The organism is Streptomyces niveiscabiei (assembly GCF_033794345.1).
In the GTDB taxonomy this organism is placed as follows: domain Bacteria; phylum Actinomycetota; class Actinomycetes; order Streptomycetales; family Streptomycetaceae; genus Streptomyces; species Streptomyces niveiscabiei.
On record NZ_JARAYJ010000002.1, the window covers coordinates 251182 to 275477 of the forward strand.

General features: G+C 73.1%; 13 protein-coding genes and 3 pseudogenes. 11 read left to right on the forward strand and 5 right to left on the reverse strand.

Features of this window, described 5'->3' with window-relative positions; all coding sequences use genetic code 11:
- Positions 1-20: 20 nt before the first annotated feature.
- Positions 21-2660, reverse strand: a complete 2640-nt coding sequence (locus tag PV682_RS03360; RefSeq protein WP_319723797.1) for an RICIN domain-containing protein — start codon at positions 2658-2660, stop codon at positions 21-23.
- Positions 2661-2778: 118 nt separating this feature from the next.
- Positions 2779-3699 (reverse strand): annotated as a pseudogene (locus PV682_RS03365) (non-reducing end alpha-L-arabinofuranosidase family hydrolase); the annotation flags it as partial.
- A gap of 542 nt (positions 3700-4241) precedes the next feature.
- Between PV682_RS03365 and PV682_RS03370 the strand changes: the two are divergent.
- The 3 genes from PV682_RS03370 to PV682_RS03380 all read left to right on the forward strand — a co-directional run bounded on the left by PV682_RS03370 (position 4242) and on the right by PV682_RS03380 (position 8763).
- Positions 4242-5672, forward strand: a complete 1431-nt coding sequence (locus PV682_RS03370; RefSeq protein WP_319723799.1) for an endo-1,4-beta-xylanase — start codon at positions 4242-4244, stop codon at positions 5670-5672.
- A gap of 16 nt (positions 5673-5688) precedes the next feature.
- Complete coding sequence (locus tag PV682_RS03375) at positions 5689-7059, forward strand: RICIN domain-containing protein (RefSeq protein WP_319723802.1); 1371 nt, start codon at positions 5689-5691, stop codon at positions 7057-7059.
- 171 nt (positions 7060-7230) lie between these two features.
- On the forward strand, positions 7231-8763 hold the full coding sequence (locus PV682_RS03380; protein ID WP_319723804.1) for a M4 family metallopeptidase: 1533 nt from the start codon (positions 7231-7233) through the stop codon (positions 8761-8763).
- A 40-nt stretch (positions 8764-8803) separates the two neighbouring features.
- Here PV682_RS03380 and PV682_RS44260 read toward each other — a convergent pair.
- Positions 8804-8902, reverse strand: a pseudogene (locus PV682_RS44260) (serine protease); the annotation flags it as partial.
- A 202-nt stretch (positions 8903-9104) separates the two neighbouring features.
- Here PV682_RS44260 and PV682_RS03385 point away from each other — a divergent pair.
- From PV682_RS03385 to PV682_RS03415, 7 genes and pseudogenes are all read left to right on the forward strand, one after another.
- Positions 9105-9749 (forward strand): hypothetical protein, encoded by a 645-nt coding sequence (locus PV682_RS03385; RefSeq protein ID WP_319723806.1) that lies wholly within the window; start codon positions 9105-9107, stop codon positions 9747-9749.
- 101 nt (positions 9750-9850) lie between these two features.
- On the forward strand, positions 9851-10720 hold the full coding sequence (locus PV682_RS03390) for a glycine betaine ABC transporter substrate-binding protein (RefSeq protein ID WP_319723808.1): 870 nt from the start codon (positions 9851-9853) through the stop codon (positions 10718-10720).
- Between the two features lie 51 nt (positions 10721-10771).
- Positions 10772-11134: a hypothetical protein gene (locus PV682_RS03395; RefSeq protein ID WP_319723810.1), complete on the forward strand. Its 363-nt coding sequence runs from the start codon at positions 10772-10774 to the stop codon at positions 11132-11134.
- Between the two features lie 135 nt (positions 11135-11269).
- Positions 11270-14977 carry an nSTAND1 domain-containing NTPase gene (locus PV682_RS03400; protein ID WP_319723811.1) on the forward strand — a complete coding sequence of 1236 codons (3708 nt, stop codon included), beginning with the start codon at positions 11270-11272 and terminating at the stop codon, positions 14975-14977.
- Positions 14978-15072: 95 nt separating this feature from the next.
- Positions 15073-16308 (forward strand): DUF418 domain-containing protein, encoded by a 1236-nt coding sequence (locus tag PV682_RS03405; RefSeq protein ID WP_319723813.1) that lies wholly within the window; start codon positions 15073-15075, stop codon positions 16306-16308.
- A 270-nt stretch (positions 16309-16578) separates the two neighbouring features.
- Positions 16579-19647: a S8 family serine peptidase gene (locus PV682_RS03410; protein WP_319723815.1), complete on the forward strand. Its 3069-nt coding sequence runs from the start codon at positions 16579-16581 to the stop codon at positions 19645-19647.
- A gap of 95 nt (positions 19648-19742) precedes the next feature.
- Positions 19743-20787, forward strand: a pseudogene (locus PV682_RS03415) (LLM class flavin-dependent oxidoreductase).
- Positions 20788-20798: 11 nt separating this feature from the next.
- Here the strand turns inward: PV682_RS03415 and PV682_RS03420 are convergent.
- Together PV682_RS03420 and PV682_RS03425 are read right to left on the reverse strand one after the other, a co-directional pair.
- Positions 20799-22052, reverse strand: a complete 1254-nt coding sequence (locus PV682_RS03420) for an SLC13 family permease (RefSeq protein WP_319723817.1) — start codon at positions 22050-22052, stop codon at positions 20799-20801.
- A gap of 66 nt (positions 22053-22118) precedes the next feature.
- Positions 22119-23213 carry a PrpF domain-containing protein gene (locus tag PV682_RS03425; RefSeq protein ID WP_319723818.1) on the reverse strand — a complete coding sequence of 365 codons (1095 nt, stop codon included), beginning with the start codon at positions 23211-23213 and terminating at the stop codon, positions 22119-22121.
- Positions 23214-23339: 126 nt separating this feature from the next.
- Here PV682_RS03425 and PV682_RS03430 point away from each other — a divergent pair, with 126 nt between their 5' ends.
- The gene (locus PV682_RS03430; RefSeq protein ID WP_319723820.1) at positions 23340-24293 is read left to right on the forward strand and encodes a LysR family transcriptional regulator; all 954 of its coding nucleotides are present in this window, start codon (positions 23340-23342) and stop codon (positions 24291-24293) included.
- Positions 24294-24296: the final 3 nt, after the last annotated feature.

The following is a 24296-nucleotide window of genomic DNA, read 5'->3' on the forward strand; positions in this document are numbered from 1 at the left end:
GCCCCCGCCCGGACGCGGGATCAGGACGGGTCGCCGTACTGGAGGCCGCGGCCGTTGGTGCCGATGTAGACCCGGCCGAAGACGTCGGGGTCGCCGGTGACGACGCCGACGCCGCCGATGGCGCCCCACTGGTGGGCGTCGTCGTTGACGCGCAGCCAGGTGGCGCCCCGGTCGGTGGAGCGGAAGACGCCGGTGACGTCCTTCACCGTGCCGATCAGGTACAGGGCCTGGTAGGAGGCGCCGGGCGCGGCCTTGCCGAAGCCGAGCGCGGAGGCGGCCTTCACCGAGCCGACGGCGGCGAACGTACGGCCCCCGTCGGTCGAGTGCAGCAGCCCCCGGTCCTGGCCGGAGATCCACAGGTCCCCGGCGGCACCGGGCACGGCGGCGAGCCGGCCTGCGGGCAGCCCCGTGGCACGGGCGGTGAACGTCGCGCCGCCGTCGGTGCTGGCGTACAGCGTGCCGCCCGACAGGGAGTAGAACGTCCGCGCCGCGCCCCGGTCGGCGACGACCACGGCGTCCGTACCGAGACCGGTGACCCGTGTCCAGCTCGCCCCCAGGTCGGCCGAGCGGTACGGGGCCTGGCCGGTCTCGGTCCACACGATGCTGGAGCCGTCCGCCGCGAGCGCGACATGGCCGTCCTGCGCACTGGCCACCGGCTCCGACGCGAAGCCCTTCCAGCTGGCGCCGCCGTCGGTGGAGTAGGCGCCGTCCTGCGCGCCGCCCCGGCCGACGCGGACCATCAGCGACGGCTTGGACTGGGCGAAGTCGATGCCGGTGCTGTTGGTCATCATCGGGTTGCTCAGCCGCCCGGCGGGCACCTTGGTCAGGTCGTCGTGCCGGAAGCCGCCCTGGTCGCCCATGGCGGTGACGACGGCAGCGCCACCGGGCGGGGCGACCGCGTCGATCAGCGCGGTCTCCTCAAGACCGCGGGCCCCGCTGCTCCAGTGGCTGGTGCCGCCCCTGTCGGAGGCGTCGGCGTCCTCGCTGCGCAGGATGCCGTTGCCGGTGCCGTACAGCACGTGCCCGGAGTCGAACGGGTCGATGGCCAGGGCGGTCATCCAGTGCCCGGTGTGCGTGCCGACGTACGGGGCGGCGGAGGCGCTGCGCTTCGACCGGTCGGCCAGGGCCTTCCAGGTCGTGCCGCCGTCGGTGGAGCGGTAGATCTCGTCCTCGGGCCACCAGCGGCCGAGGGTGGTGACCATCACCGTGGAGGGCTTGCGCGGGTCGACGGCCAGACCGGAGAACCCGTAGGAGCCCTGGGACGGGGAGACGTTCCTCCACGTCCCGCCGGCCGGCGTGTACTTCCACACCGAGCCCCCCGTCACGCCGTTGGGCCCGAGGTGGTCGGTGTACGTCAGGTACAGCGAGCCGTCACCGGAGAGCACGCCGTGCTGCGGCAGTTGGCCGGCCGGCTGCCCGGCGACGGCCTGCCAGGTGGTGCCGCCGTCGGTGGAGCGGTACAGGGAGGTGGAGCGGTCGCCGACCCCGACGTAGACCGTCCCGCTGCCGGCCGGGCCGTACGTCACGAAGGCGATGCCTCCGCCGCTGCTCGCCCCGTCCTTGACGGGGAACGAGGAGACCTGACGCCAGGTCACCCCGTGGTCGGTGCTGCGCCACAGGCCGTTCTTGCGGGTGCCCAGCAGCAGGGTGCCGTTGTTCGCCGGGTCGACCACGAGCCGTTCGCCGGCGCCGCGGCCGTCCTCGTTGCCGCCCACCTTGAAGGGCAGGTCGGTGCGCTGGAAGGTGCGGCCCCGGTCGGTCGAGCGCAGGATCGCGCCGTTGCCCGCCCAGCCGTTGGTGTAGGTGCCCGTCGAGAGGTAGAGCCGCGCGGGGTCGACGGGGTCGGTGGCTATGGCGTCGATGCCGAGCAGGTTCCAGTCCTTCTCGCCGAGCCAGTCGGTCAGCGGGATCCACTGCTTCGCGCCCGTGTCCCAGCGGTAGGCGCCGCCCATGTCGGTGCGCGCGTACAGCAGCCCCTTCTCCCGGGGGTTGAAGACCAGCCCGGTGACGTAGCCGCCGCCCACGACCTGGGCGTTCTTCCACACGTACGGCCCGGTCCCGGCCGTCTGGGCCTGGGGTGCCTTCACCAGCTTCCACTGCTGGTTGGCGGTGCCCCGGTCGGCGTACCGGATGACCGCGGCGCCGTCGGCCTTCGAGGCCCCGGTGACGTCCAGGACCTGGCCGTTCGCGCGGGAGACGAAGGTGACGGCGCCGCCCGCCTCCTTGATCCGCCACTCCTGGGCGGCGGAGGAGCTGTCGGTCTGCTGCTCGGCCGCGGCGGACCGGGCCGCCGTGCCGAGGACCTTGCCGCTGGCCCGGTTCACCAGCTCGTAGTAGCCCTTGCCGGTGGGCCGCAGCCGCCACTGCTGGTTCGCGGTGTTCTGGTCGGTCCACTGCTGGATGCGGGTGCCGTCGGCGGTGGAGGAGCCGTTGACGTCCAGCACCTTGCCGCTGCGCACGGAGACCAGCTTGTAGTACGCGTTGGCGTCGATCGTCGCCGCCTGCGAGTCCTCCTGCGTGAACAGCAGGTAGGGCACGACGGCCAGCGGCGTGCCGACCAGGACGGCGGTGGCGGTCCAGCGACGGCGGTGACGCCCGCGGCGCCCACTGTTCGTGGGGGTGGTCCGCCGGCGGCGTCCGCCGTTCGTGGGGTTGTTCATGGGGGAGGTGCGCTCCTTGCGTGCTGTGCGGCAGGGTCTCGGATCCGCCGGCCGGGCCGGCGGATCCGTCTCCTTGTGGTCACAGCCCACGCGAAGAGTTGCCAAGATCCAGAAACTTTTAGCGCTGGAGCGTCAGCAGCCCCGGACGGTAGGGCAGGAGACCGTAGTCGACGCCGTCCGAGCTGGGGCTGCGCCCCTGGTAGAGCAGCTGGAGGTTGCAGGGATCGACGGTCATCGTCTGGTCGGCGTTGGTGCGCAGCAGCTCGCCGTGGCTGATGTCGTTGGTCCAGCCGGCCCCGCTGTTGGCCTTGCCGGCGAAGGGGTTGTTCTCGGTCGCCGCCTGCGGTGTCCACGAGCCGTTGAGGCTGGTGGCCGTGAACGAGCGGAAGAAGCGCCGCTCACTGGCGCCCCGGGCCTCGACGATCATGAGGTAGCGGTTCTGGTCCTTCAGCTTGTAGACCTGCGGGGCCTCGAACAGGTTCTTCACCGTGTCGCTCATGATCGTCGTGTACGACGAACCGAAGTTGCCCGGGAAGTTCCCGATCGGCATGCTGGCCCGGTAGATCTTGCCGTTGTCACCGGCGAAGAACAGGTACATGTTCTGGCTGTCGCCGATGAGCGCCTGGTCGATGGGGCCTGTTCCGGAGCCGGAGATGCTTCCGGTGAACAGCGTCTGCTGGGCCGACCAGCCGTTCGGGTTGGTCGGGTTGCTCGACGTCCGGTAGGAGAAGGCGGTACCGCCCCACTGGTAGGTGAGCACCCAGATGTTCTTCGGCGCGAAGTAGAACAGCGAGGGCGCGACGGCCGAGTTCGTCATCGCGTTCTGGCTCGCCGAGGCCATCTGCGACCAGTTGCCGAACAGGCCGAAGTTCATCGAACCCCAGCGGGTGCCGTAGTCGTGCGTCGTCGCGTAGACGAGCTGCTGCCCGTTGTACGGGGCGACCGTGAAGTCTTTGAGTGAGACCCAGCCCGACTTGGGCTGGGCCAGCGCGCCGGTCGACGTCCAGCGGTACGACGACGGGAGGTCGCATGCGCTGGGGGCGGCGCTCGCGGTGCTGTTGGCGCCGAGGGCGGCGCCCAGGAGCAGTAAGGGTGCCAGGGCGGCGGTCAAGCGCTTCGGACGGATCCGGAACGAGGGGCGAAACCGCATCAGAGGGCCTCCTAGGAAGTGGGGGAGGTGACGCCGGTGAACTGCGGAACGGCCATACGCAGGAACGAGGAACCAGGAACGAGGAACCAGCAAACTTCGAAACATTCGAAGAATTTCCCGAACCTTTGACGCCACAAGCTAGAAACAGGAAGCTCATCGGTCAAGGTGTCGCGCTGATCTGTCTACAAAACCTCGCGCGCCGCACGGTTCGACGGATCGAATGTTTCGAAGGAGAATCTGAAAGTTTCTCTGTCGTGAGTGTTGACGGCGCGCCGTCAATCCTTCAATCATCCTGAGCACAGAGCCGCACAGCAGAACCGCGCACACAAGCTCCTGCGCCACCCCCGTTCCCGGTGAGGTCCGCACCCGCGTGTTCCGGCGCCTCGCGCACCCTCCGGTCATCACGTGACGTCCCCCCAGGAGGCACAGCCATGCGCTCGTCCGCCCCACCCGTATCCGTCGTCCGACGGAAGCTCCGCGGCCCGCTGGTCGCGCTGGCCGTCGGCGCCCTCGGCGTGCTGCCCGCCCTGACGGCGGCGCCGGCCGCGCACGCCGCCGAGTCCACGCTCGGCGCCGCGGCGAAGCAGAGCGGCCGGTACTTCGGCACCGCCATCGCCTCCGGCAGGCTGGGCGACTCGGCGTACACCACGATCGCGAACCGCGAGTTCAACATGGTCACGGCCGAGAACGAGATGAAGATCGACGCCACCGAACCGCAGCGCGGCCAGTTCAACTTCACCGCCGGCGACCGCGTCTACAACTGGGCCGTGCAGAACGGCAAACAGGTCCGCGGCCACACCCTGGCCTGGCACTCCCAGCAGCCCGGCTGGATGCAGAGCCTCAGCGGCAGCACCCTGCGCCAGGCGATGATCAACCACATCAACGGCGTCATGGGCCACTACAAGGGCAAGATCGCCCAGTGGGACGTCGTCAACGAGGCGTTCGCCGACGGCAACTCGGGAGGCCGGCGCGACTCCAACCTCCAGCGCACCGGCAACGACTGGATCGAGGTCGCCTTCCGCACCGCGCGCGCCGCCGACCCGGCCGCCAAGCTCTGCTACAACGACTACAACACCGACAACTGGACCTGGGCCAAGACGCAGGGCGTCTACAACATGGTCAAGGACTTCAAGGCGCGCGGCGTCCCGATCGACTGCGTCGGCTTCCAGTCCCACTTCAACAACGACAGCCCGTACAACAGCAACTACCGCACCACCCTGTCGAGTTTCGCCGCCCTCGGCGTCGACGTGGCCATCACCGAACTCGACATCCAGGGCGCCTCGGCCTCGACCTACGCCAACGTCACCAACGACTGCCTGGCCGTCCCGCGCTGCCTCGGCATCACCGTCTGGGGCGTGCGCGACACCGACTCCTGGCGAGCGGAGCAGACACCGCTGCTGTTCAGCGGCAACGGCAGCAAGAAGCCCGCCTACACCTCCGTCCTCAACGCCCTCAACGGCGGCACCACCAACCCTCCGACGGACGGCGGACCGCTCAAGGGCGTCGGCTCGGGCCGCTGTGTGGACGTGCCCAACTCCAGCACCACCGACGGCACCCAGGTCCAGCTGTACGACTGCCACGGCGGCACCAACCAGCAGTGGCAGTCCACCTCCGCCGGTGAACTCAGGGTCTACGGCAACAAGTGCCTGGACGCCGGGGGCTCCGGCGTCGGCGCCCGGATCCAGATCTACAGCTGCTGGGGCGGCGCCAACCAGCAGTGGCGCCTCAACTCCGACGGCACCGTCACCGGCGTCCAGTCCGGCCTCTGCCTCGACACCGTCTCCGGCGGCACCGCCAACGGCACCCTGATGCAGCTCAGCTCCTGCTCGGGCAGCGGCAGCCAGCGCTGGGCCCGGGCCTGACCGAGGGGTGGAACCGATGACGACGACAGCGCACGGCAACGCCTTACCCGCACGATCACGCTGGTGGTCACGGATCGCCGGCCTCGCGGCGGCCACCCTCGCGGCCGGCCTGATCACCGTGGCGAACCCCGCGCCCGCCGAGGCGGCGACCGTCGACCCCAACGCCTGGTACGCCCTGGTCAACCGGGGCAGCGGCAAGGCCCTGGACGTCTCCGGCTCCTCCACCGCCGACGGCGCCCGGGTCTACCAGTGGACGCGCAGCGACGCGGCCAACCAGCAGTGGCAGTTCGTGGACTCCGGCGGCGGCTTCTACCGCCTCAAGGCCCGCCACTCGGCCAAGGTCCTCGACGTGTCCGGCGCCTCGACCGCCGACGGCGCCCCGATCCAGCAGTGGGCAGACCACGGCGGGACCAACCAGCAGTTCCGGCTGGCCGACTCCGACGGCGGCAACGTCCGGCTGATCGGCCGCGGCAGCGGCAAGGCCGTCGAGGTACAGGGCTCGTCCACCGCCGACGGCGGCAACGTCGTCCAGTACACCGACCACGGCGGCGCCAACCAGCAGTGGCAGCTGGTCAAGCTGTCGTCCGACGGCGGCGGAACCGGCGCCTGCGGCAGCGCACCGACCCTGACCAGCGGCACGTACACGATCCAGAGCGGCGGCAAGAACCGCAGCTTCATCCTGCGGGTGCCCGCCAACTACGACAACAACCACCGCTACCGGCTGATCTTCGGCTTCCACTGGCGGGGCGGCACCGCGAACGACGTCGCCTCGGGCGGCAGCAGCGGCAGCACCTGGGCCTACTACGGGCAGCAGGAGCAGTCGAACAACTCCGCGATCCTGGTCGCACCCCAGGGCCTCGGCAACGGCTGGGCCAACTCCGGCGGTGAGGACGTCACCTTCGTCGACGACATGATCCGCCGCATCGAGGGCGGCCTCTGTGTCGACCCGGCCCAGCGGTTCTCCACCGGATTCAGCTGGGGCGGCGGCATGAGCTACGCGCTCGCCTGCGCCCGGCCCACCATGTTCCGGGCCGTCGCGGTCATCTCCGGCGGCGAGATCAGCGGATGCAGCGGGGGCAGCCAGCCCGTCGCCTACCTCGGCATCCACGGCGTCAGCGACAACGTCCTGAACATCTCCCAAGGGCGCTCCCTGCGCGACCGGTTCGTCCGCAACAACGGCTGCGCCGCCCAGAACCCGCGCGAACCCGCGCCGGGCAGCCGTACCCACGTCACCACCGCCTACTCCGGCTGCCGTGCCGGATACCCGGTCCAGTGGGCCGCGTTCGACGGCGGCCACGCACCCGCCCCCGTCGACGGCACCGGCGGCGACAACGGCGCCACCACCTGGACGAAGGCGGAGATCTGGAGGTTCTTCTCACAGTTCTGACGGTGCGGTTCTGATGGCGCACCTCGTCCGGAGTGGAGCCGGGACCGTACCGGCTCCACTCCGGCGCGTGCAACGTCCCCTCTCCATAAGGGACTTGGCCGATTCGGGCCGCTATTCGGGTGTGGACATGACAGCCTGATGATCCCTTCTCACGGGAGACAGCAGACACTCATGAACCGCACAGGGCCCTACGCCCGACATGCCCGTCTCGCCACCGCAGGCGTCGCCGCCGTACTGCTGGCCGCAGGGCTCTCCCCGGCCGCCGACCACGCCGCGGCCCTCGGACTCGCCACCGCGCAGGACACCTCCGTACGTGACGTCGTCGTCGACAAGGACGGCTCCCGGCACGTCCGCTACGACCGCACCTACCGCGGACTCCCCGTCCTCGGCGGAGACTTCGTCGTCCACCTGGCCCCGGACGGCACCTATCGCGGCGCGGACCGGGCGACGCGGGCGGCGATCTCGCTGCCCGGCATCACCCCGAAGACGTCGGCCCCCGAGGCGGCCGGTATCGCCGCCGACGACCTGCGCGCGGCCCACCCCGGCGGCACGCTGCGGCAGGTGAAGGCCGAGCCGCACCTCGTCGTCGACGCCCTGCACGGCGCCCCGCGCCTGGCCTGGCGCACCGAGGCCGCCGCCCTGGACCCGCTCGGCAACCCGGTCGCCCGCACGGTGCTGACCGACGCCCGCACCGGCGCCCGGATCGACGGGTGGGACACCCTGGAGGCGGTCACCGGGGACGGCCGGTCCCTGTACAGCGGCACGGTCGCGCTGGAGACGACCCCCGCCGGGGCGGCGTACCAGCTCACGGACCCCACGCGCGGCAACACCCACACCGGCGACGCGGCCGGCGCGTCCCCGCTCACGGACGACGACAACCACTGGGGCACCGGCACCGCCGACGACCGTGCGAGCGCCGCTGTCGACGCCCAGTACGGCAGCGCCATGACCTGGGACTACTTCAAGGACGTCCACGGCCGCAACGGCATCGGCGACGACGGCAAGGGCTCCTACAACCGCGTCCACTTCGGCACCAGGCTCGCCAACGCCTACTGGAGCGACGCCTGCTTCTGCATGACCTACGGCGACGGCGACGGCACCTTCTTCGGCCCGATGGTCGGACTGGACGTGGCGGCGCACGAAATGACGCACGGCATCACGTCGAGAACCGCCGGACTCCTCTACACCGGCGAGTCCGGCGGCCTCAACGAGGCGACCTCCGACATATTCGGCACCCTCGTCGAGTTCCACGCCGGGAACCCGCAGGACACCGGCGACTACCTGATCGGCGAGAAGGTCGTCCGCCCCGGTCTCAAGCGGGACGCCCTGCGCTACATGGACCGGCCGAGCCGGGACGGCGGCTCCGCCGACTTCTGGAGCGGCTCGCTTTCCCGGCTCAGCGTCCACTACTCCTCCGGCGTCGCCAACCACTTCGCCTACCTCCTCGCCGAGGGCAGCGGGCCCAGGACGGTCAACGGGGTCGCCTACGACTCCCCGACGGCCGACGGCTCCACCATCACCGGCATCGGCCGCGCCGCGCTCGGCGCGATCTGGTACCGCGCCCTGACCGTCTACATGACGTCCACGACGAACTACGCCGGAGCGCGGACGGCCACCCTGAACGCGGCCCGGGACCTCTACGGCGCGGGCAGCACGGAGCACACCACGGTGGCGGCGGCCTGGAGCGCCGTCAACGTGAAGTGAGCACCGGCCCCCGCCCCCGGACCGCGTGCCCGCCGGACCGCTACGGCCTGGGCAGCACGCATCCGGGGGCGGCCAGGTCCAGCCGGCAGCCGGTCGTGAAGCAGGCCGGGAGCCGGTAGGTCTGCTGGCCGTAGTCGATCTTCCCGCCACGCTCCCCGCACCCCGCCGCGCATTGATTTCCCTGATCGGAGGGGGGTGCTGATCAATTCGGCGCTGGTGAGAGTGGTGCTCGCCCGGCCCGTTCCACAAGAAGCGGACGGGCGACCGGGGCTCCGGCGGTGTCTCCCCCATCGCCGCCGGGGCCTCCGCACGCCACCCACCCTTTCCCAGGAGCTGTATTCATGGACCGCTCACAGAGCGCCCCCACGACCCGCAAGCGTCTCGGCAGAGCCGCCGGAGCCGTCGCGGCGCTCGCCTTCGGCGCCTCGCTGCTCGGCGCCCCGAACGCCATGGCCGAGGACACGCCCAGCACCCGCCAGCTGCTCGACGCGTGCAGCTGGGCCGACCTCTGCGAGTTCCACCCGCAGAGCTACTGGACGTACGCGGGCCCCGCCCACCAGGTCGGCAGCACCGCCTTCAACTGCGGCAGCCAGACCAACCAGCACCGCATCGACTGGTCCGACACGACCGGCACCACCAACTCGGTCGGCGTCCAGGTCAGCGGCGGGGTGAAGTTCTTCGAGGTCTTCGAGGCCGAGATCGCCGCCACCTACGGCCACTCCTGGCAGGCGTCCCACACCGAGAGCCAGGGCGAGACCGTCAACATCCCGCCGGGCTCCAAGGGCTGGGTCGAGCGCGGCACGCCCAAGCAGGAGGCCACCGGCTGGTACGAGATCCACTTCCGGTCCCGCTACTACGGCCACTACATCTGGTACGTCCACGACTACAAGTCGTCCGGCTACTACGGCGGCGACGCCCGGCTCGGCTACGTCAACCACAAGGACGCCCGCATGAGCCAGACCGAGCGCAACCAGCACTGCCGCTGACCCGGCCCCCGATCCGGCACGCGGCCCCGTGTGCGCCATGGCACGCGGGGCCGCGTGCCCCCCACCCCGAACTCTCCGACGGAACAGAAGTGGCCCGACCGATGACCCGACGCCCGCCGCGCACGGCAGCCCTCGCCCTCTGCTCGCTCCTGCTGACCGGCTGCGGCGGCACGGCGGCGACCGGCACCACGGCGTCGTCGGCCGACCACCAGGGCCCGCTGGTGATCGGCAGCGACAACTCGACGGAGAGCCGGATCGTGGCCGCCCTGTACGAGCAGCTCCTGACCGCGGCCGGGGAGCAGGTGAGCACCGCGCTCACCCCCTTCGCCGGCCCCGCCGACAGCGCGCGGGCCGTCGTGAGGGGCGAGATCGGGCTCGCCCCCGCCTACGAGAGCGCCCTGCTGCGGGCCATGCCCGGCGGCGCCACCCGGCCCGGCGACATGGCGTCGACGCTCAGCATGGCCCTGCCGCCCGGCGTCGTCGCGCTGCCCCCGGCCCGCGCCGAACGCGGCGTGGTCCTGGCCGTCACCCGGGACCTGGCCCACCGCCACGCCCTGCGCGGCCTGCCCGACCTGCGGCGCGCGGGCACCCGCCTCACCCTGGGCGGCCCCGCGGCCGGCGACCCGGACGCCCCCTCGCCCGCGGCCCTGGCCAAGGCGTACGGCGTCACCTTCACCAAGGCGCCGAAGGGCACCACCCCCGACGTCCTGGTCCTGCGCGGCACGGACCCCGTGATCGCCCGCCGCGACCTGGCGGTGCTGGCCGACCCCGCCGCCGTCCTCCCGCCCGAGCACGTCGTCCCGCTCGCCGACGCGGCGGGCGCGGACCGGACTGCCAGGGAGACGCTCGCCCGGCTCGGCGCCCGGCTGACCACCACCGAACTGGCCGCACTCACGGCCCGCGTCGAGGCGGGCCAGGCACCCGCCGAGGCGGCCGGGGCGTGGCTGCGGTCCCACGGACTCACCAGCTGAGTCCACCCTCCCCGACATCAGCTCCGACACCAGCAGAAAGCGACCCCCTCCATGCGTACCCTCCTCAACAAGGTCACCGTTCCGGCGCTCGCGCTGGGCGCCCTGTGCGTCGGACTGGCCCTGCCCGGCACCGCCAGTGCCGACCAGGTCGACAGCGCGCAGCTCCAGGTCTGCAACAACAACCCGCGCCCGTTGAGATTCTTCCTCGTCGGCTACAACCAGTTCCACGACTGGACCGGCTCCCGCTTCTGGGACGTCCCGGCGAACAACTGCGCCACGGCCTGGGACTACTGGTGGCAGACGGACCGCTCGGTCGAGTTCCACTACGAGCGCTCCAACATCGGCTGGCACACGAAGTTCGTGTACATCCCCCGCCAGCGCGACGGCGGCACCACGACCTACTCGATCAACTGACGGCCGGGCCGCCTTTACCGGCGATTTGCCGCGCATTCACCCACCGGACATCCCCGGCCCGCACTGTCTGCGAGGAGGTCACGCGCCACCCGGCCCACCACCTCCTCCCGTACGACTCGGACGCAGGCAGGGCAAGTGGCAGGCCGACCCGAACTCCCCGTGGACCCCGAGGCCGGTCCCGTCCAGCGGCTCGCGCACGAACTGCGCGAGCTGCGGCGGGCCGCCGGCGGACCGGCCTACCGGGCCATGGCGAAACAGGCCGGCTGCGCCGCGAGCACCCTCTCCCAGGCGGCCTCCGGCGAACGCCTCCCCTCCTGGCCGGTCGTCGAGGGCTACGCCCGCGCCTGCGGAGGCGACCCCGCACTCCTGGAACCCCTCTGGAAGACCGCCCGGGAACAGCTCAGCCAGGCCGTGCGCGAACCCGACGGGGACGCGCCCGCCCCCTACCGGGGACTGACCCGCTACGAGACCGGCGACCAGCACCTCTTCTTCGGCCGCGACCGGGCCGTGGGCGAACTCAGACGGCTCGTGTGCGAACACCGCCTCGCCGTCCTGTTCGGCGCCTCCGGCAGCGGCAAGTCCTCCCTGCTGCGCGCCGGCCTCATCCCCCACCTGCGCGACGAGGCCGCCACCCACGGCCGCCCCGCCGTCCTCAGGGTCCTCACACCGGGACCCCGGCCGGCCACCACCTACGCCCACCTCCTCACCCCCGCCGCCGGCGAACCCGACAGCTGGGTCGTCGTCGACCAGTTCGAAGAGGTCTTCACCCTCTGCAAGGATCCTGCCGAACGCACCCGGTTCATCGACCTCCTGCTGACCGCCCGGGACCCGGACAGCCGGCTGCGCGTCCTGCTCGCCGTACGCGCCGACTTCTACGCCCGCTGCGGCGAACACCGGCGCCTGGCCGACGAACTGTGCGGCGCCGGGCTCATGCTCGGCCCCCTGACCGCCGACGAACTGCGCGAGGTGATCGTCAGACCCGCGCAGCAGGCCGGGCTGCTCGTCGAACGCGAACTCACCGCACGCCTTGTCGAGGAGGTCAGCGGCCGGCCCGAAGCGCTGCCCATGCTCTCCCACGCCCTCCTGGAGACCTGGCGCCGCTGCCGGGGCCGGGCCCTGACCCTCGCCGCCTACGAGGCGGCCGGCGGAGTGCGCGGCGCCGTCGCCGCGACCGCCGAGGAGCTGTACCGGCAGCTCACCCCGGCCCAGGCCCGCATCGCCCGGCACCTCCTGCTGCGCATGGTGGAACCCGGACTCGGCACCCCCGACACCCGCCGCCCCCTGTCCTGCACCGAACTCGCCGAACACACCAACCCGGACCTCCCGCTCGTCCTGGACCGGCTCACCCGCGCCCGCCTGCTCACCGCCGACCAGGACGGCGTCCAGCTCGCCCACGAGGCCCTCATCACCCGCTGGCCCCGCCTGTCCGGCTGGGTCGAGGAGGACCGCGAACGGCTGCGCCACCGCTCCCGGCTCGCCGAGGTCGCCCGCGCCTGGCACGACCACGGCCGCGACCCCGGCGCCCTCTACCGGGGCGCCGCACTGGCCCGCGCCGAGGAGCTCTTCCCCGACCACGACCTGCTCACCCGCACGGAACAGACGTTCCTCACCGCCGCCCTGCACGCCCGCGACACCGAGCAGCGCGCCGCCGCCCGCGCCGCCCGCCGCCACCGACGGCTCCTCACCGCCCTGTCCGCCGTCCTCGCCACCTCCCTGGCCGTGGCGGCCGTCGCCTGGACCCAGCACCGCTACGACCAGCGGCAGCGCACCGCCATCACCGCCCGCCGCGTCGCCGACGTCGCCGACGCGCTGCGCACCACCGACCCGCGCACCGCGCTCCTCCTGGGCGTCGCCGCCTGGCGGATCTCCCCGCTGCCCGAGAGCCGCCGCGCCCTGCTCGGCTCACTCGCCCAGACCGAGGACGACGCCTTCACCGACCCCGCCCCCGGCACCACCCCGCGCCGCTTCCTCCTCGACTCCGGCCGCACCCTGCTCAGCGTCGCGGACGGCCACTGGACGGCCTGGGACGTCGCCACCCGCACCAGGACAGGAGACGGCGCGCTGCCCGAGGGCGACGCGCAGGACGCCGGCGACGGCCGCGTCATCGCCCTCTCCCGCCCCGAAGGCGTCCGGCTGTGGGACACCCGCACGAGCCGCTGGACGGGCGACCCGAAACCCATGCCGGAGTGGACCTACGTCCGGCTCGGCCGCGCCCTCGCGCTGGTCAGGGACACCGACGACGGCCGGGCCCGGCTGCGCTCCGCCACCGACGGACGCGTCCTGCTCCAGATCCCCTCACCCGGCCCCGTCGACCCGGCCCTCAGCACCGACGACGCCACCGCCGCGATCTGCCCTTCCCACGGCACCCCCCAGGTCTGGGACACCGCCGCCCGCCGCAGACTCCCCGGCGGCTGGGACCACGCCACCGGCCTGTGCGACCCCGCCCCCCTGGGAGACACGCCCACCACCCTGCGCCTGGACCACGGCCGCCTCCTCGTCCTGACCGCCGACACCGTCCGCGTCTGGGACGTCCGCACCGGCCGCGCCCTCGCCACGCTGGCCGACAACGGCGTCTCGTACGCGTCCCTCAGCGCCGACGGCGCCTTCGCCGTGACCGTCGATTCCGCCGAACTGCGCGTGTGGCGGCTCTCCGACCCCGCCACCCCGGTGCTGCGGCACGGCCTCGACAACCAGCACCTCTACGACGGCCCCGTCTGGGACCCCGGCCGCCCCGCCCTGCGCTACCTGGAGGGCGGCACCGTCCACACCCTGAACGTCACGGCGGCCGTCACCCCCGCCTGGCGGGCCCACCCGCTCGACCGGGTCCTGCTGAGCCCCGACGGCACCACCGTCGCCACCGCCGAACACACCGGCAGCCACTACACCTTCCGCCTCGCCTCAACGCGCGGCGGCGGCGCCCGCACCCTCCCCACCCCGCCGCTCCCCGTCCCCGCCGACCCCACCGACACCATGCCCCTGATGGCGTTCGACGCGCACGGCACGACCCTCGCCTACGGGATCGCCGCACACGGCCTGGACACCAGCGGCCAGCGCCTGACCCTGTGGGACACCCGGCAGGGCCGCGTCCGCCGCACCCTCGACCTCGCGCCCACCCCCGCCGAGCCCGTCGTCGCCCTCGCCCTGGGCCCCGAGGGGCGCACCGTCCACGCCGTGCGCATCGCGTTCTCCGGCGACCTCCAGGCCGAGACCTGGGACACGGCGACCGCCCGCCGCACCCGCGTCCTGCCCGGCCTCCCCGGCCCCGCCCTGGCCGTCAGCCCCGACGGCCGGCTCCTCGTCGGCGACAACCGGGCCACCCTCCTGCCGGCCGACCCCCCGACCGACCGCGACCTCGTCCTCGGCGAGGAGATCACCACCCTCGCCTTCGGCCCCGACGGCAGCCGGCTCGCCGCGGGCGCCGGCACCGGCCGCGTCGCCCTGTGGGACGGGCGGCTGTGGCAGCGCGCCGGCATCCTGCGCAACGCCTTCCCGCCGCCCCTCGACAGCACCCCGGAATCCGTCAGCGCCCTCGCCTTCAGCCCCGACGGCACCACCCTCGCCGTCGGCGGCAGCGCGGGCACCCTCCAGCTCTGGGACACCCGCACCCAGCAGCCCCTCGGCGCCCCCCTCACCACCCCCGGCGAGGCCGTGCAGACCCTCGCCTTCAGCGGCGACGGCACCACCCTGTACGCGGGCGGCGCCCACGTCCCCGTCCAGCGCTACACCGTCGACCCGCGCACAGCCGTCCGCACGGTCTGCGCACGCGCCGGCGGAACCGGCCTGACGCCGGAGCGCTGGCAGACGTACATCCCCGACGCCCCCTACCGCAGGCTCTGCGGCTGAGCCCCCTTGATTCGCCGCCTGCGGGGGCCTGCCCCACCGAGGACCCTCGGGTGTACCGGCTCGTACCGCGCCCGCGCCGTTCCTAGCGTTCTCGCATGACGGAAAAGCGCATGGAAAAGAGCACGGAAGAGCGCACGGAAAAGCGCACCCCACCCCGGTTACTGGACGTCGACGCGCTGCGCGGGTTCGCGCTGGGCGGCATCTTCGTCGTGAACCTCGTCTTCTTCGCCTCCGGCTACCCGTTCCACCTCGTCGCCGACCCGGCGCACGGCTCCTGGGCGGACCACGTCGCCGAGTTCGTGACCCGGCTGCTGTTCGAGATGAAGTTCTACCTGCTGTTCTCCTTCCTGTTCGGCTACAGCTTCACCCTGCAACTGGCCTCCGCGAGCCGGGCCGGCGCGAACTTCACCGCCCGGTTCCTGCGCCGGCTCGGCGGCCTCTTCGTCCTCGGCGGCCTGCACGCGGTGCTGCTCTTCCACGGCGACATCCTCACCACCTACGCCCTGCTCGGCCTCGTCCTGCTCGCCGTGCACCGCATCCGCCCGAGGACCGCGCTCATCACCGCCGGGGCCATCTTTACGCTCATGGCGGCCGGGCTGGCCGTGGCCGCGCTGGCCGGCTTCGACCTGGTCCCCGACGAAGCCGCCGCGCTCGCCGACGGCCGCGCCTCGACCGACGCCCTCGGCGGCGGCCCCGGCTCGGTGATCGGCGAGCACCTGCGCTCGCTGCCCGTGATGGCCGCGAGCCTCGCGGTGCAGGGCCCGCTCTCGCTGGCCGCGTTCCTCGTCGGACTGGCCGCCGGGCGACGGGAGTTCCTCGCCCACGGGGCCCGCGAGCACGCGGCCCGGCTGCGCCGCCTGGAGCTGTTCGGCTACCCGGTCGGACTCGCCGGCGCGCTGGTCTTCGCGCTCGGCGGCGGCACCGTGAACCCGGCCGGGGTGGCGGTGTGCATCGTGACCGCGCCGCTCCTGGCCGGCGCCTACGCGGCCACCCTGCTGCGGCTGTTCACCACCCCGCGCGGCGGCCGGCTGGCACGGCTCCTCGCCCCGGCCGGCCGGATGGCCCTGTCGAACTACCTCGCCCAGTCCCTGCTGGGCGTGCTGATCTTCACCGGCATCGGCCTCGGACTGACCGGGGACACCCCGCCGGCGGCCGTACCGCTCGTCGCCGCCGCGATCTTCGCGGTGCAACTGGAGCTGAGCCGGCGCTGGCTCACGCGCTACCGCTACGGCCCGGTCGAATGGGCCCTGCGGGCCGTCACCAACGCGGAGCGCCCCCGGATGCGCCGCGCCGCACCGGAGCCGGTTCGGCTGGAGGGGAGAGACCGGTGAAGCACGGGGGCGGCCGTCCGAAGCACCGGACGCCCGCCCCTGCCGTGCCGTACGAAGTCGACGGCGCCGGTCTCGAAGGCCGGGGTGTACGGGTTCTTCGCCGGGGAGCAGTCGACCTCCGGGGAAACACCGTGAAGAAGCGGTGAATCTATCCAGGCTTCAAGCTGTCCGCTCTTCTCGCGACGGCCGCAGGAGGAACAGGATCCTGCCGACCGAATGATCATCATGCGCCCGCGCCCGACCACGCGCGCGCAGCGGGAAGGCACCGACTTGTCCCAGCATCCCCCCACCCGCCGCAGAGCGGCTGCCCTGCTGGCCCCGGCCGTCGCCGGCGCACTGCTCCTCGCCCTCGGCCCGGCCGTCCAGGCCGCGCCGGCGCGGGCCCCCCAGCAGGCGTACCCGGCCGATACCTACCTCGTCCAACTCGCCGGCCTGCCCGTGGCCACGTACTCCAGGACCGCGCCCGACCGGGGCGAACGGCTCGACACGGGGACGCGGGCGGCACGCGACTACGTCGGCCGGCTGGACCGGGAACGCGACACGGTCCTCGACGCGGTGCCGGGAGTCGAGCCCCTGCACACCTACCAGTACGTGCTGAACGGATTCGCCGCCCACCTGACGGCCCGCCAGGCGTCCCGGCTGGCCCGCACACCCGGTGTGGTGTCGCTGACCCGCAACGAGATACGGCAGATGTCCGACGCCAACGGCGAGGCCGAGGCCCTCTCCGCGCCCGGGACCGCGACCGTGCCGAAGGCCGTCACCGGGGAGCGCGCCCGACCCCGCACCGCCACCCTCCCCGTCCCCGACACCGCGAAGTTCCTGGGCCTCAAGGACCCCGGCGGGCTCTACTCACGGTTCCCCGGCGGGCAGCGCGACGCGGGCGAGGGCACGATCATCGGCGTCCTCGACAGCGGCATCGACACCGACAACCTGTCCCTGCGCGCCCTCCCCGAGCCCCGTCCCGACGCCGGGATCATCGCCAAGAAGTGGAAGGGGAGCTGCGACCGAGGAGCCGACCCCCAGCACCTGGTCACCTGCAACAACAAGGTGATCGGCGCCCAGTACTTCAGGGAAGGCGTCGCGAGCCCGACGGCGGCCGACTGGAAGTCCCCGAGGGACTCCGACTCGCACGGCACGCACACCGCGACCACCGCCGCCGGCGACCTGGACGTGCCCGCCCACGTGCCCGACACCGCCATCTCCGGCCCCCTCTCCGGGATCGCGCCGGCCGCGCGGATCGCGGCGTACAAGGTCTGCTGGAGCAACGGCTGTCCGACCGTCGACATCGTCGCCGCCTTCGACAAGGCCGTGTCCGACGGGGTGGACGTCATCAACTACTCCATCGGCAGCAACAACCTCGCCGCCACCCCGGAGTACACGGCGATGTACAACGCCGCCAAGGCGGGCGTCTTCGTCGCCGCCTCCGCCGACAACTCCGGTCCGGGCACCGTCCGCAACGTCGTCCCCTGGGTGACCACGGTGGCCGCGTCCACCCACGACACCGGGTACCGCGTCACCGTCACCCTCGGCAACGGCACGGCGTACGAGGGGTCCGGCATCAGCGACCGCGCCGTACCGTCCGCGCCGCTGGTCGACGCGGTGAACGCCGCCAAGGCCGGTGCCGACCCCGCCCAGGCCGAGCTGTGCCAGCCGGGCACCCTCGACCCGGCCAAGGTCAAGGGCGCCGTCGTGCTGTGCAGGCGCGGCCAGTCCGTCAACACGGACACCAGCGTCGAGGTCGAGTCGGCGGGCGGCGTCGGCATCGTGCTGTACAACCCGAGGGCGGTCCAGGACCGGCTGACGTACAGCTACCCCCTCCCGCGCGTGCACCTCGACAACGTCGCCGGTGCCGCCGTGAAGGCGTACGCCGACGGGCCAGGCGCCACCGTCCGGCTGAGCGCGGCGCGCGCCGTCGAGCAGCGGGCCCCGCAGATCACGGCGTTCTCCGGCGGCGGCCCGAGCCCCGTCACCGGCGACCTGCTCAAGCCCGACATCGCGGCCCCCGGCCTGGACATCGTCGCCGGTACCACTCCGGGCGGGGACAACGGCAGCTTCAAGGGCGAGCAGGGCTTCCAGTCGGGTACCTCGATGGCCGCCCCGCACATCGCCGGCCTCGCCCTCCTGCTGCGCTCGCTGCACCCCGGCTGGTCCCCCATGGAGGTCAAGTCGGCGCTGATGACCACGGCGACCACCCAGGACAGGACCGGCGAGCCGATCACCCGCACCGGCACGAACGCCCCCGCGACGCCCTTCGACTACGGCGCCGGACAGGCCGTGCCGAACCGCGCCGACGACCCCGGCCTCGTCTACGACTCCACCTCGGCCGACTGGACGGCGTACAGCTGCGCCGTCACCGGCGGCCCGGTGGCCGACGGCGACTCCTGCGCCCGCACGACCGACCCCAGCGACCTGAACTGTCCGACGATCGCGGTCGGCGCCCTCGCGGGGAAGCAGACCGTCACGCGGACCGTCACCAACGTCAGCACCGAGACCGGCGTCTACACGGCCGGCCTGGCCGCGCCGCGCGGCTACCGGGCCGAGGTCTCCCCGAGGGAACTCGTCGTGAAGCCCGGCGAGTCGGCCACCTACCGGGTCACCTTCACCCGCACCGACGCCGCCTACGGCGCCTGGGCGTTCGGCTCGGTCACCTGGCGCGACCAGCACCACCACCAGGTCCGCAGCGCCGTCGCCCTGCGCGCCACCCCGCTCGCCGCGCCGGCCACCGCCACCGGGTCGGGCGCCACCGGCTCCACCACCCTCACCCCGCGGCCCGGCTGGGACGGCACCCTCACCACCACGGTGAACGGCCTCTACGGCAGCACCACCAAGACCGGCACGCTCACCGGCACCAACCCGGACTTCGCGCCGGGCCAGTCGCCCCTGCCGGCCGCCACGATCAAGACCGAGGTCACCGTGCCCGAAGGCACCCAGGTGGCCCGCATCGCGATCCAGTCCGCCGACCACCTCGCGGGCAGCGACCTGGACCTGTGGGTCCTCGACAAGAACGGCGACAACCTCGTCAACCTCGTCACCGGCAACGACGAGCACGTGGACCTTACCGAGCCGGGCACCTACGTCGTGTACCTCAACCAGTACGCCCTCCCGGCGGGCGCGACCGGCCAGCCGTACACCCTGCGCACCTGGCTGATCGGCAAGGACACGAAGCCCGGCCACCCCGCCACGGCCACCCCGGCCCAGCAGCCGGCGACCCTGGGCACCCCCGCCCACGTCACCGTCTCCTGGCAGGCCCTCCCACCCGGCCGCACCTACCTCGGCCTGGTCGACTACGGCAACGGCACCGCTCCCGTCGGCCGGACCCTGCTGACCGTCACTTCCTGAACGAGGCCGGCGCCGGCACCCCGACCGCGGGCCCCGCTTTCCCCGAGCTGACAGGATGGGTGTGTCCGGCTCGGTTCCCGTGTCCTGGAGGTCCGGTGCGTGCAGGTGTGGTGGTCGCGGCTCAGCCCGGTGTGGAGGAACTCGCGCTGCGGGCGGAGGAGTTGGGGCTGGACAGTTTCTGGGTGAACGACACTCCGATGGTGCACGGGGATCCTTTCGTCGCCCTGGCACTGTGTGCGAAGGCCACCCGGCGGATCCGGCTCGGTGTCGGGGTGACCTCGCCGGCCCTGCGGTCGGCGCCGGCCGCGGCGAGCGCCTTCGCCAGTCTCAACGCGCTCGCGCCGGGGCGGATCGTCTGCGGGGTCGGCACGGGGAACACGGCCCGGCGGACGCTGGGGATGCCGCCCACGACGGCGGCGGCGCTGGAGGAGTTCACCGCCGCGTTGCAGGAGTTGTGCGCGGGGCGCCCGGCCGTGTACCGGGAGGGGGACCGGGTCCGTGAGGTCCGGTTCCTGCATGCCGGGCGGCAGGTGAACGCCGTCGATCCGGTCGAGTTCGCCGTCGCCGCGCTGCACGGCCCGAAGGCCGCCGCCGTCGCGGGGCGCCGGGGCGCGGGGCTGATCTCCTTCGGGCTGCTCGACCCCGCCGGCTGGCGCGCGCTGCACGGGGCCCGCCGCCAGGCGGCGCGCCCCACGCCGGACGCCCCCCCGCGCGTACGCCGTCACCGCGCTGCACGTCCTGCGCGACGGCGAGGCCCCCGACAGCGACGCGGCACGGGACGCGACCGGTCACCTCGTCCTGTCGCTGCTGGACTTCGCCGCCGACACACCCGGCGTCGCGGACCAGCTCGGCCCCGGCGTACGCGAGGCCGTACACACACTCCTCGACCGCCGGGGCACCACCGCCACCGCCCCGGACCGGTACACCAAGCTGTACCCCAACTACCTGGGCCGCATCGCCCCGCAGGACCGCGACCTGGTCCTCCCGGAGCTGATGAACACGCTGGCCCTCGTCGGCACCCGCGACGACCTGCGTACCCGTATCACCGTGCTGGAACGGGCGGGCGTCACCGACCTCCTGGTCCAGCCGGTGATCGACCCGCCCGCCGAGATGGCCCGGCTCGCGGAACTCCTGGCCTGAGCGCCTGTGGACTACGACCAGGGCAGCACCAGCGCACCCCAGGCCACGACGGGCCCGACGGCGACGATCGCCCCGGTGTACCCGATGACCTGCCGGTAGAAGCGCCGCGGGTCCACGCCGCGCGCGTTGCTCAGCACCAGCGCCCCGTTGGTGGAGAAGGGCGACGTGTCGACGATCGTCGTGGAGACGGCGAGCGCGGCGATGAGGCCGGCGGGGCTGAGGTGGCTGGAGAGCAGGAGCGGCACGGCGATGGGGATGATCGCGGTGAGGATCGCGGTGGAGGAGGCGAACGCGGAGGTGATGGCGACGGTGAAGCAGAGCAGCAGGGCGACGAGGAGCGGCGCGCCGAGCCCGGCCGCGTGCTCGGAGATGTTGTCGATGACGCCGGCCTTCTCCAGCATCGCGATGTACGTCATCATGCCCGCGACCAGCAGCAGGGTGGACCAGCTGACACCGTCCACGGCCTTCTCCTGCCGCTTCATGTCCACGAGGGCGAGCAGCGTGCCGGCGGCCAGCGCGAGGAAGCCGATCTCCAGGTGGAAGCCGAGCGCGCCGATGACGAGCCCCGCCAGCGAGGCGAGGGTGAGCCACTGCCGCCAGTCGGGTCTGGCGGAGACGTCGAGGTCCTCGTCGCCGGCGTGCTCCGCGTCCCCTTCCAGCAGCGGCGCCGGGCGCCTCGCGAGCAGCACGTAGGTGAGGACGGCGAGCACCAGGTTGATCGCGAAGCTCGCGCCGAACAACGTCACGGCGGACACGTGCAGTTCGGTCTTGTCGACGAGGCCGAGGACCAGCGCGCCGGAGACGGCCAGCGGGGAGAACGCGCCCGCGTGCCCGCCGCTGATCACCATCATCCCGACGACGAGCGGGTTGAGCCGGTAGCGGTGGGCGAAGTTCATGCCGATCGGCGCGAGGATGGCGACCGCGGCCGGGGTGAACGTCCCGAACGCCGTCAGCAGCGCCGCCACCAGGAACAGCACCCAGGGGATCAGCTGCACCTTGCCGCGCACCAGCCGGACACCGGCCGCGACGAGCCAGTCGATGGTGCCGTTGCGGCGGGCGACGGAGAACAGGTAGGTGACACCGACGATGGTGACGAACAGCTTCGCCGGGAACCCGTCGAAGATCTCGTCCTCGGTGAGGCCGAGCGAGGCCGTCCCGACCGTGAAGGTGGCGACGAAGGCGAGGATGCCCAGGTTGATCGGCAGCACGGTGCCGACCACGAACATCACCAGCAGGGCTCCTACGGAGATCACTTCAGCAGACATCTTTGTCCTTGATGCGGTGGGGAGCGGTGGGGAACGGGATAAGGGGGGTGCCGCGGCAGGCACGGCTCAGGCGGCCCGGGAGGGTACGTAGATCCGCGCGTCGGCGAGCAGCCGGGCCGCCCGCTGCACGGTGATCCGGCGCGGCACACCGCCTTGTACGTCGGCGCAGCGCACCGCGACGACCCCGGCGGGCGTACCGATCCGCAGCCACTCGGCGACCGGCCCCCCGGTGACCTCGGAGACCACGGACCCGGCGAGCAGCCCGGCCGCGGCGACGGCGACGGCGGAGGTCAGCCCGATCGCGGGGTGCGGCGCGTTCATGCTGAGCATCCGCACCGACACGTCGTACTCCCCGGCACCGACCGCGTCCCCGAGGGTCGTCGTGTACGGCACCGGCGGTCCGGCCAGCCCCGCCTTGGGCACCGCGTCACCGGGCTCCGCACCCGGCGCGAGCAGCCCCATCAGCGGCGCGGCGGCATGCCGGACGGCCCGCAGCCAGGGCACGTCCGCGCTCACCCGCCCGAGCGGCTCGGCACCGGTACGCCCGGCCCGTACGGCGTCGACGAGGACGACCGGCGCGCCCGCCGTCACCATGCTCACGCGCACCGGCTCGCCGCCGACCCGCAGGTCCTGCACGGCCTGCCCGGTGGGCAGCGGCGAGACCGCCGGATCGCGGAAGGTGAGGCCGACCGCGACCCCGCCGGCCCGGGTGCCGGGCACCGTCTGGCGGCCGAAGTGGTGCACGACGCCCCCGGTGGTGTCGACGAGCCCTTCGAGCACCGCGCCCGTGTTGGTGTTGCGCATCACCACGCGCGTCCGGTCGCCGGTGACCGGAACCAGCCCCTTGCTCACCGCGTACAGGGCGACGCCGGTCGCGCAGTTGCCGCAGTTGCTCGTCCACTCCACCGTGCCCGTCCCGATGCCGACCTGCGCGAACAGGTAGTCGACGTCGACGCCGGGCTCGGGGGAGGCGCCGACCACGGCGGCCTTCGAGGTGGTGGGGGTCGCCCCGCCCACCCCGTCCAGCTCGACGGGGTCGGTGGCGCCGTACGCGGAGACCAGCAGCCGTTCGAGGTCGGCGCGGCCGGCGGGGACGTCGACCTGGTTGAACAGCCAGCACTTGCTCGTGCCGCCACGCACCAGGGTCGCGGGAATGTGCACGTCGGAGACTCTTTCTGAAGCAACGGGAGGGAACCGCTCAGTGATTGCGCAGACCTTCGCAGAGGCGTGACTTCCGAACAATCGCAGTTCGCTTCACCAGGGTTTAGCCGAGCTAAAGTCGGCGGCATGCTCAACGTGCGCCGCCTGCTGCTCCTCGCCGAGGCCGCCGAGCGCGGTTCGCTCACCGCCGCCGCCGAGGCCCTCGGCATGACGACGTCCGCCGCCTCCCAGCAGATGTCGCTGCTGGAGCAGGAGGCCGGGCAGCCCCTCGTCGAGCGGCTGCCGCGCGGGATCCGGCCCACCCCGGCGGGCGCGGCCCTCGCCGAGCGCGGCCGGGCCATCCGCCGCGAACTGCGCGCCGCCCAGGCCGACCTGGACTCCTTCACCGCCCTCGACCAGGGCACCCTGCGGCTCGGCTCGTTCCCCACGGCGAGCGCGTCCCTGCTGCCGCTGGCCCTCACCCGCTTCCGGCGCCGCCACGCCGGTATCCGCATCGAGGTGCGGGCCGGGGTCCTCGCGGAACTCCGGGAGATGCTGCACACCGGCGAGGTCGAACAGGGCCTGCTGTGGGACTACGAGTGGAACCGCCTCGACGACCCGGCGCTCGCCCTCACCCACCTGCTGGACGACCCCACGGTGCTGGTCGTCCCCGCCGACTCGGCCCTGCGCGGCCACGCCTCCGTACGCCTCGCCGACCTCGCCGACCAGGAGTGGATCATCCGCGCCGACAACCACCCCGTCGCCGACGTCCTGCGCCGCAGCTGCCGCCGCGCCGGGTTCGAGCCGCGCATCGCCTACTCCTCGCACGACTACCAGGAGGCCCAGGCGATGGTCGCCGCCGGCCTCGGCATCGCCCTCGCCCCCCGGCTCGCGCTCACCAGCCGCCGCAGCGACGTACGGCTCCTGCCGCTCGCGGCCGACGTCCCGGCGCCGACCCGCCGCATCCTCCTCGCCCGCGCCAGGGCCCGCCCGGCCACACCGCCCGCCCAGGCCATGGCCCGGGTCCTGCGCGCGGTCGCGCAACGGTTCACGGCACCCGACCTGCACAGGGCCCAGCTGGGGGCGGTCCGCAGAGGCTGACGG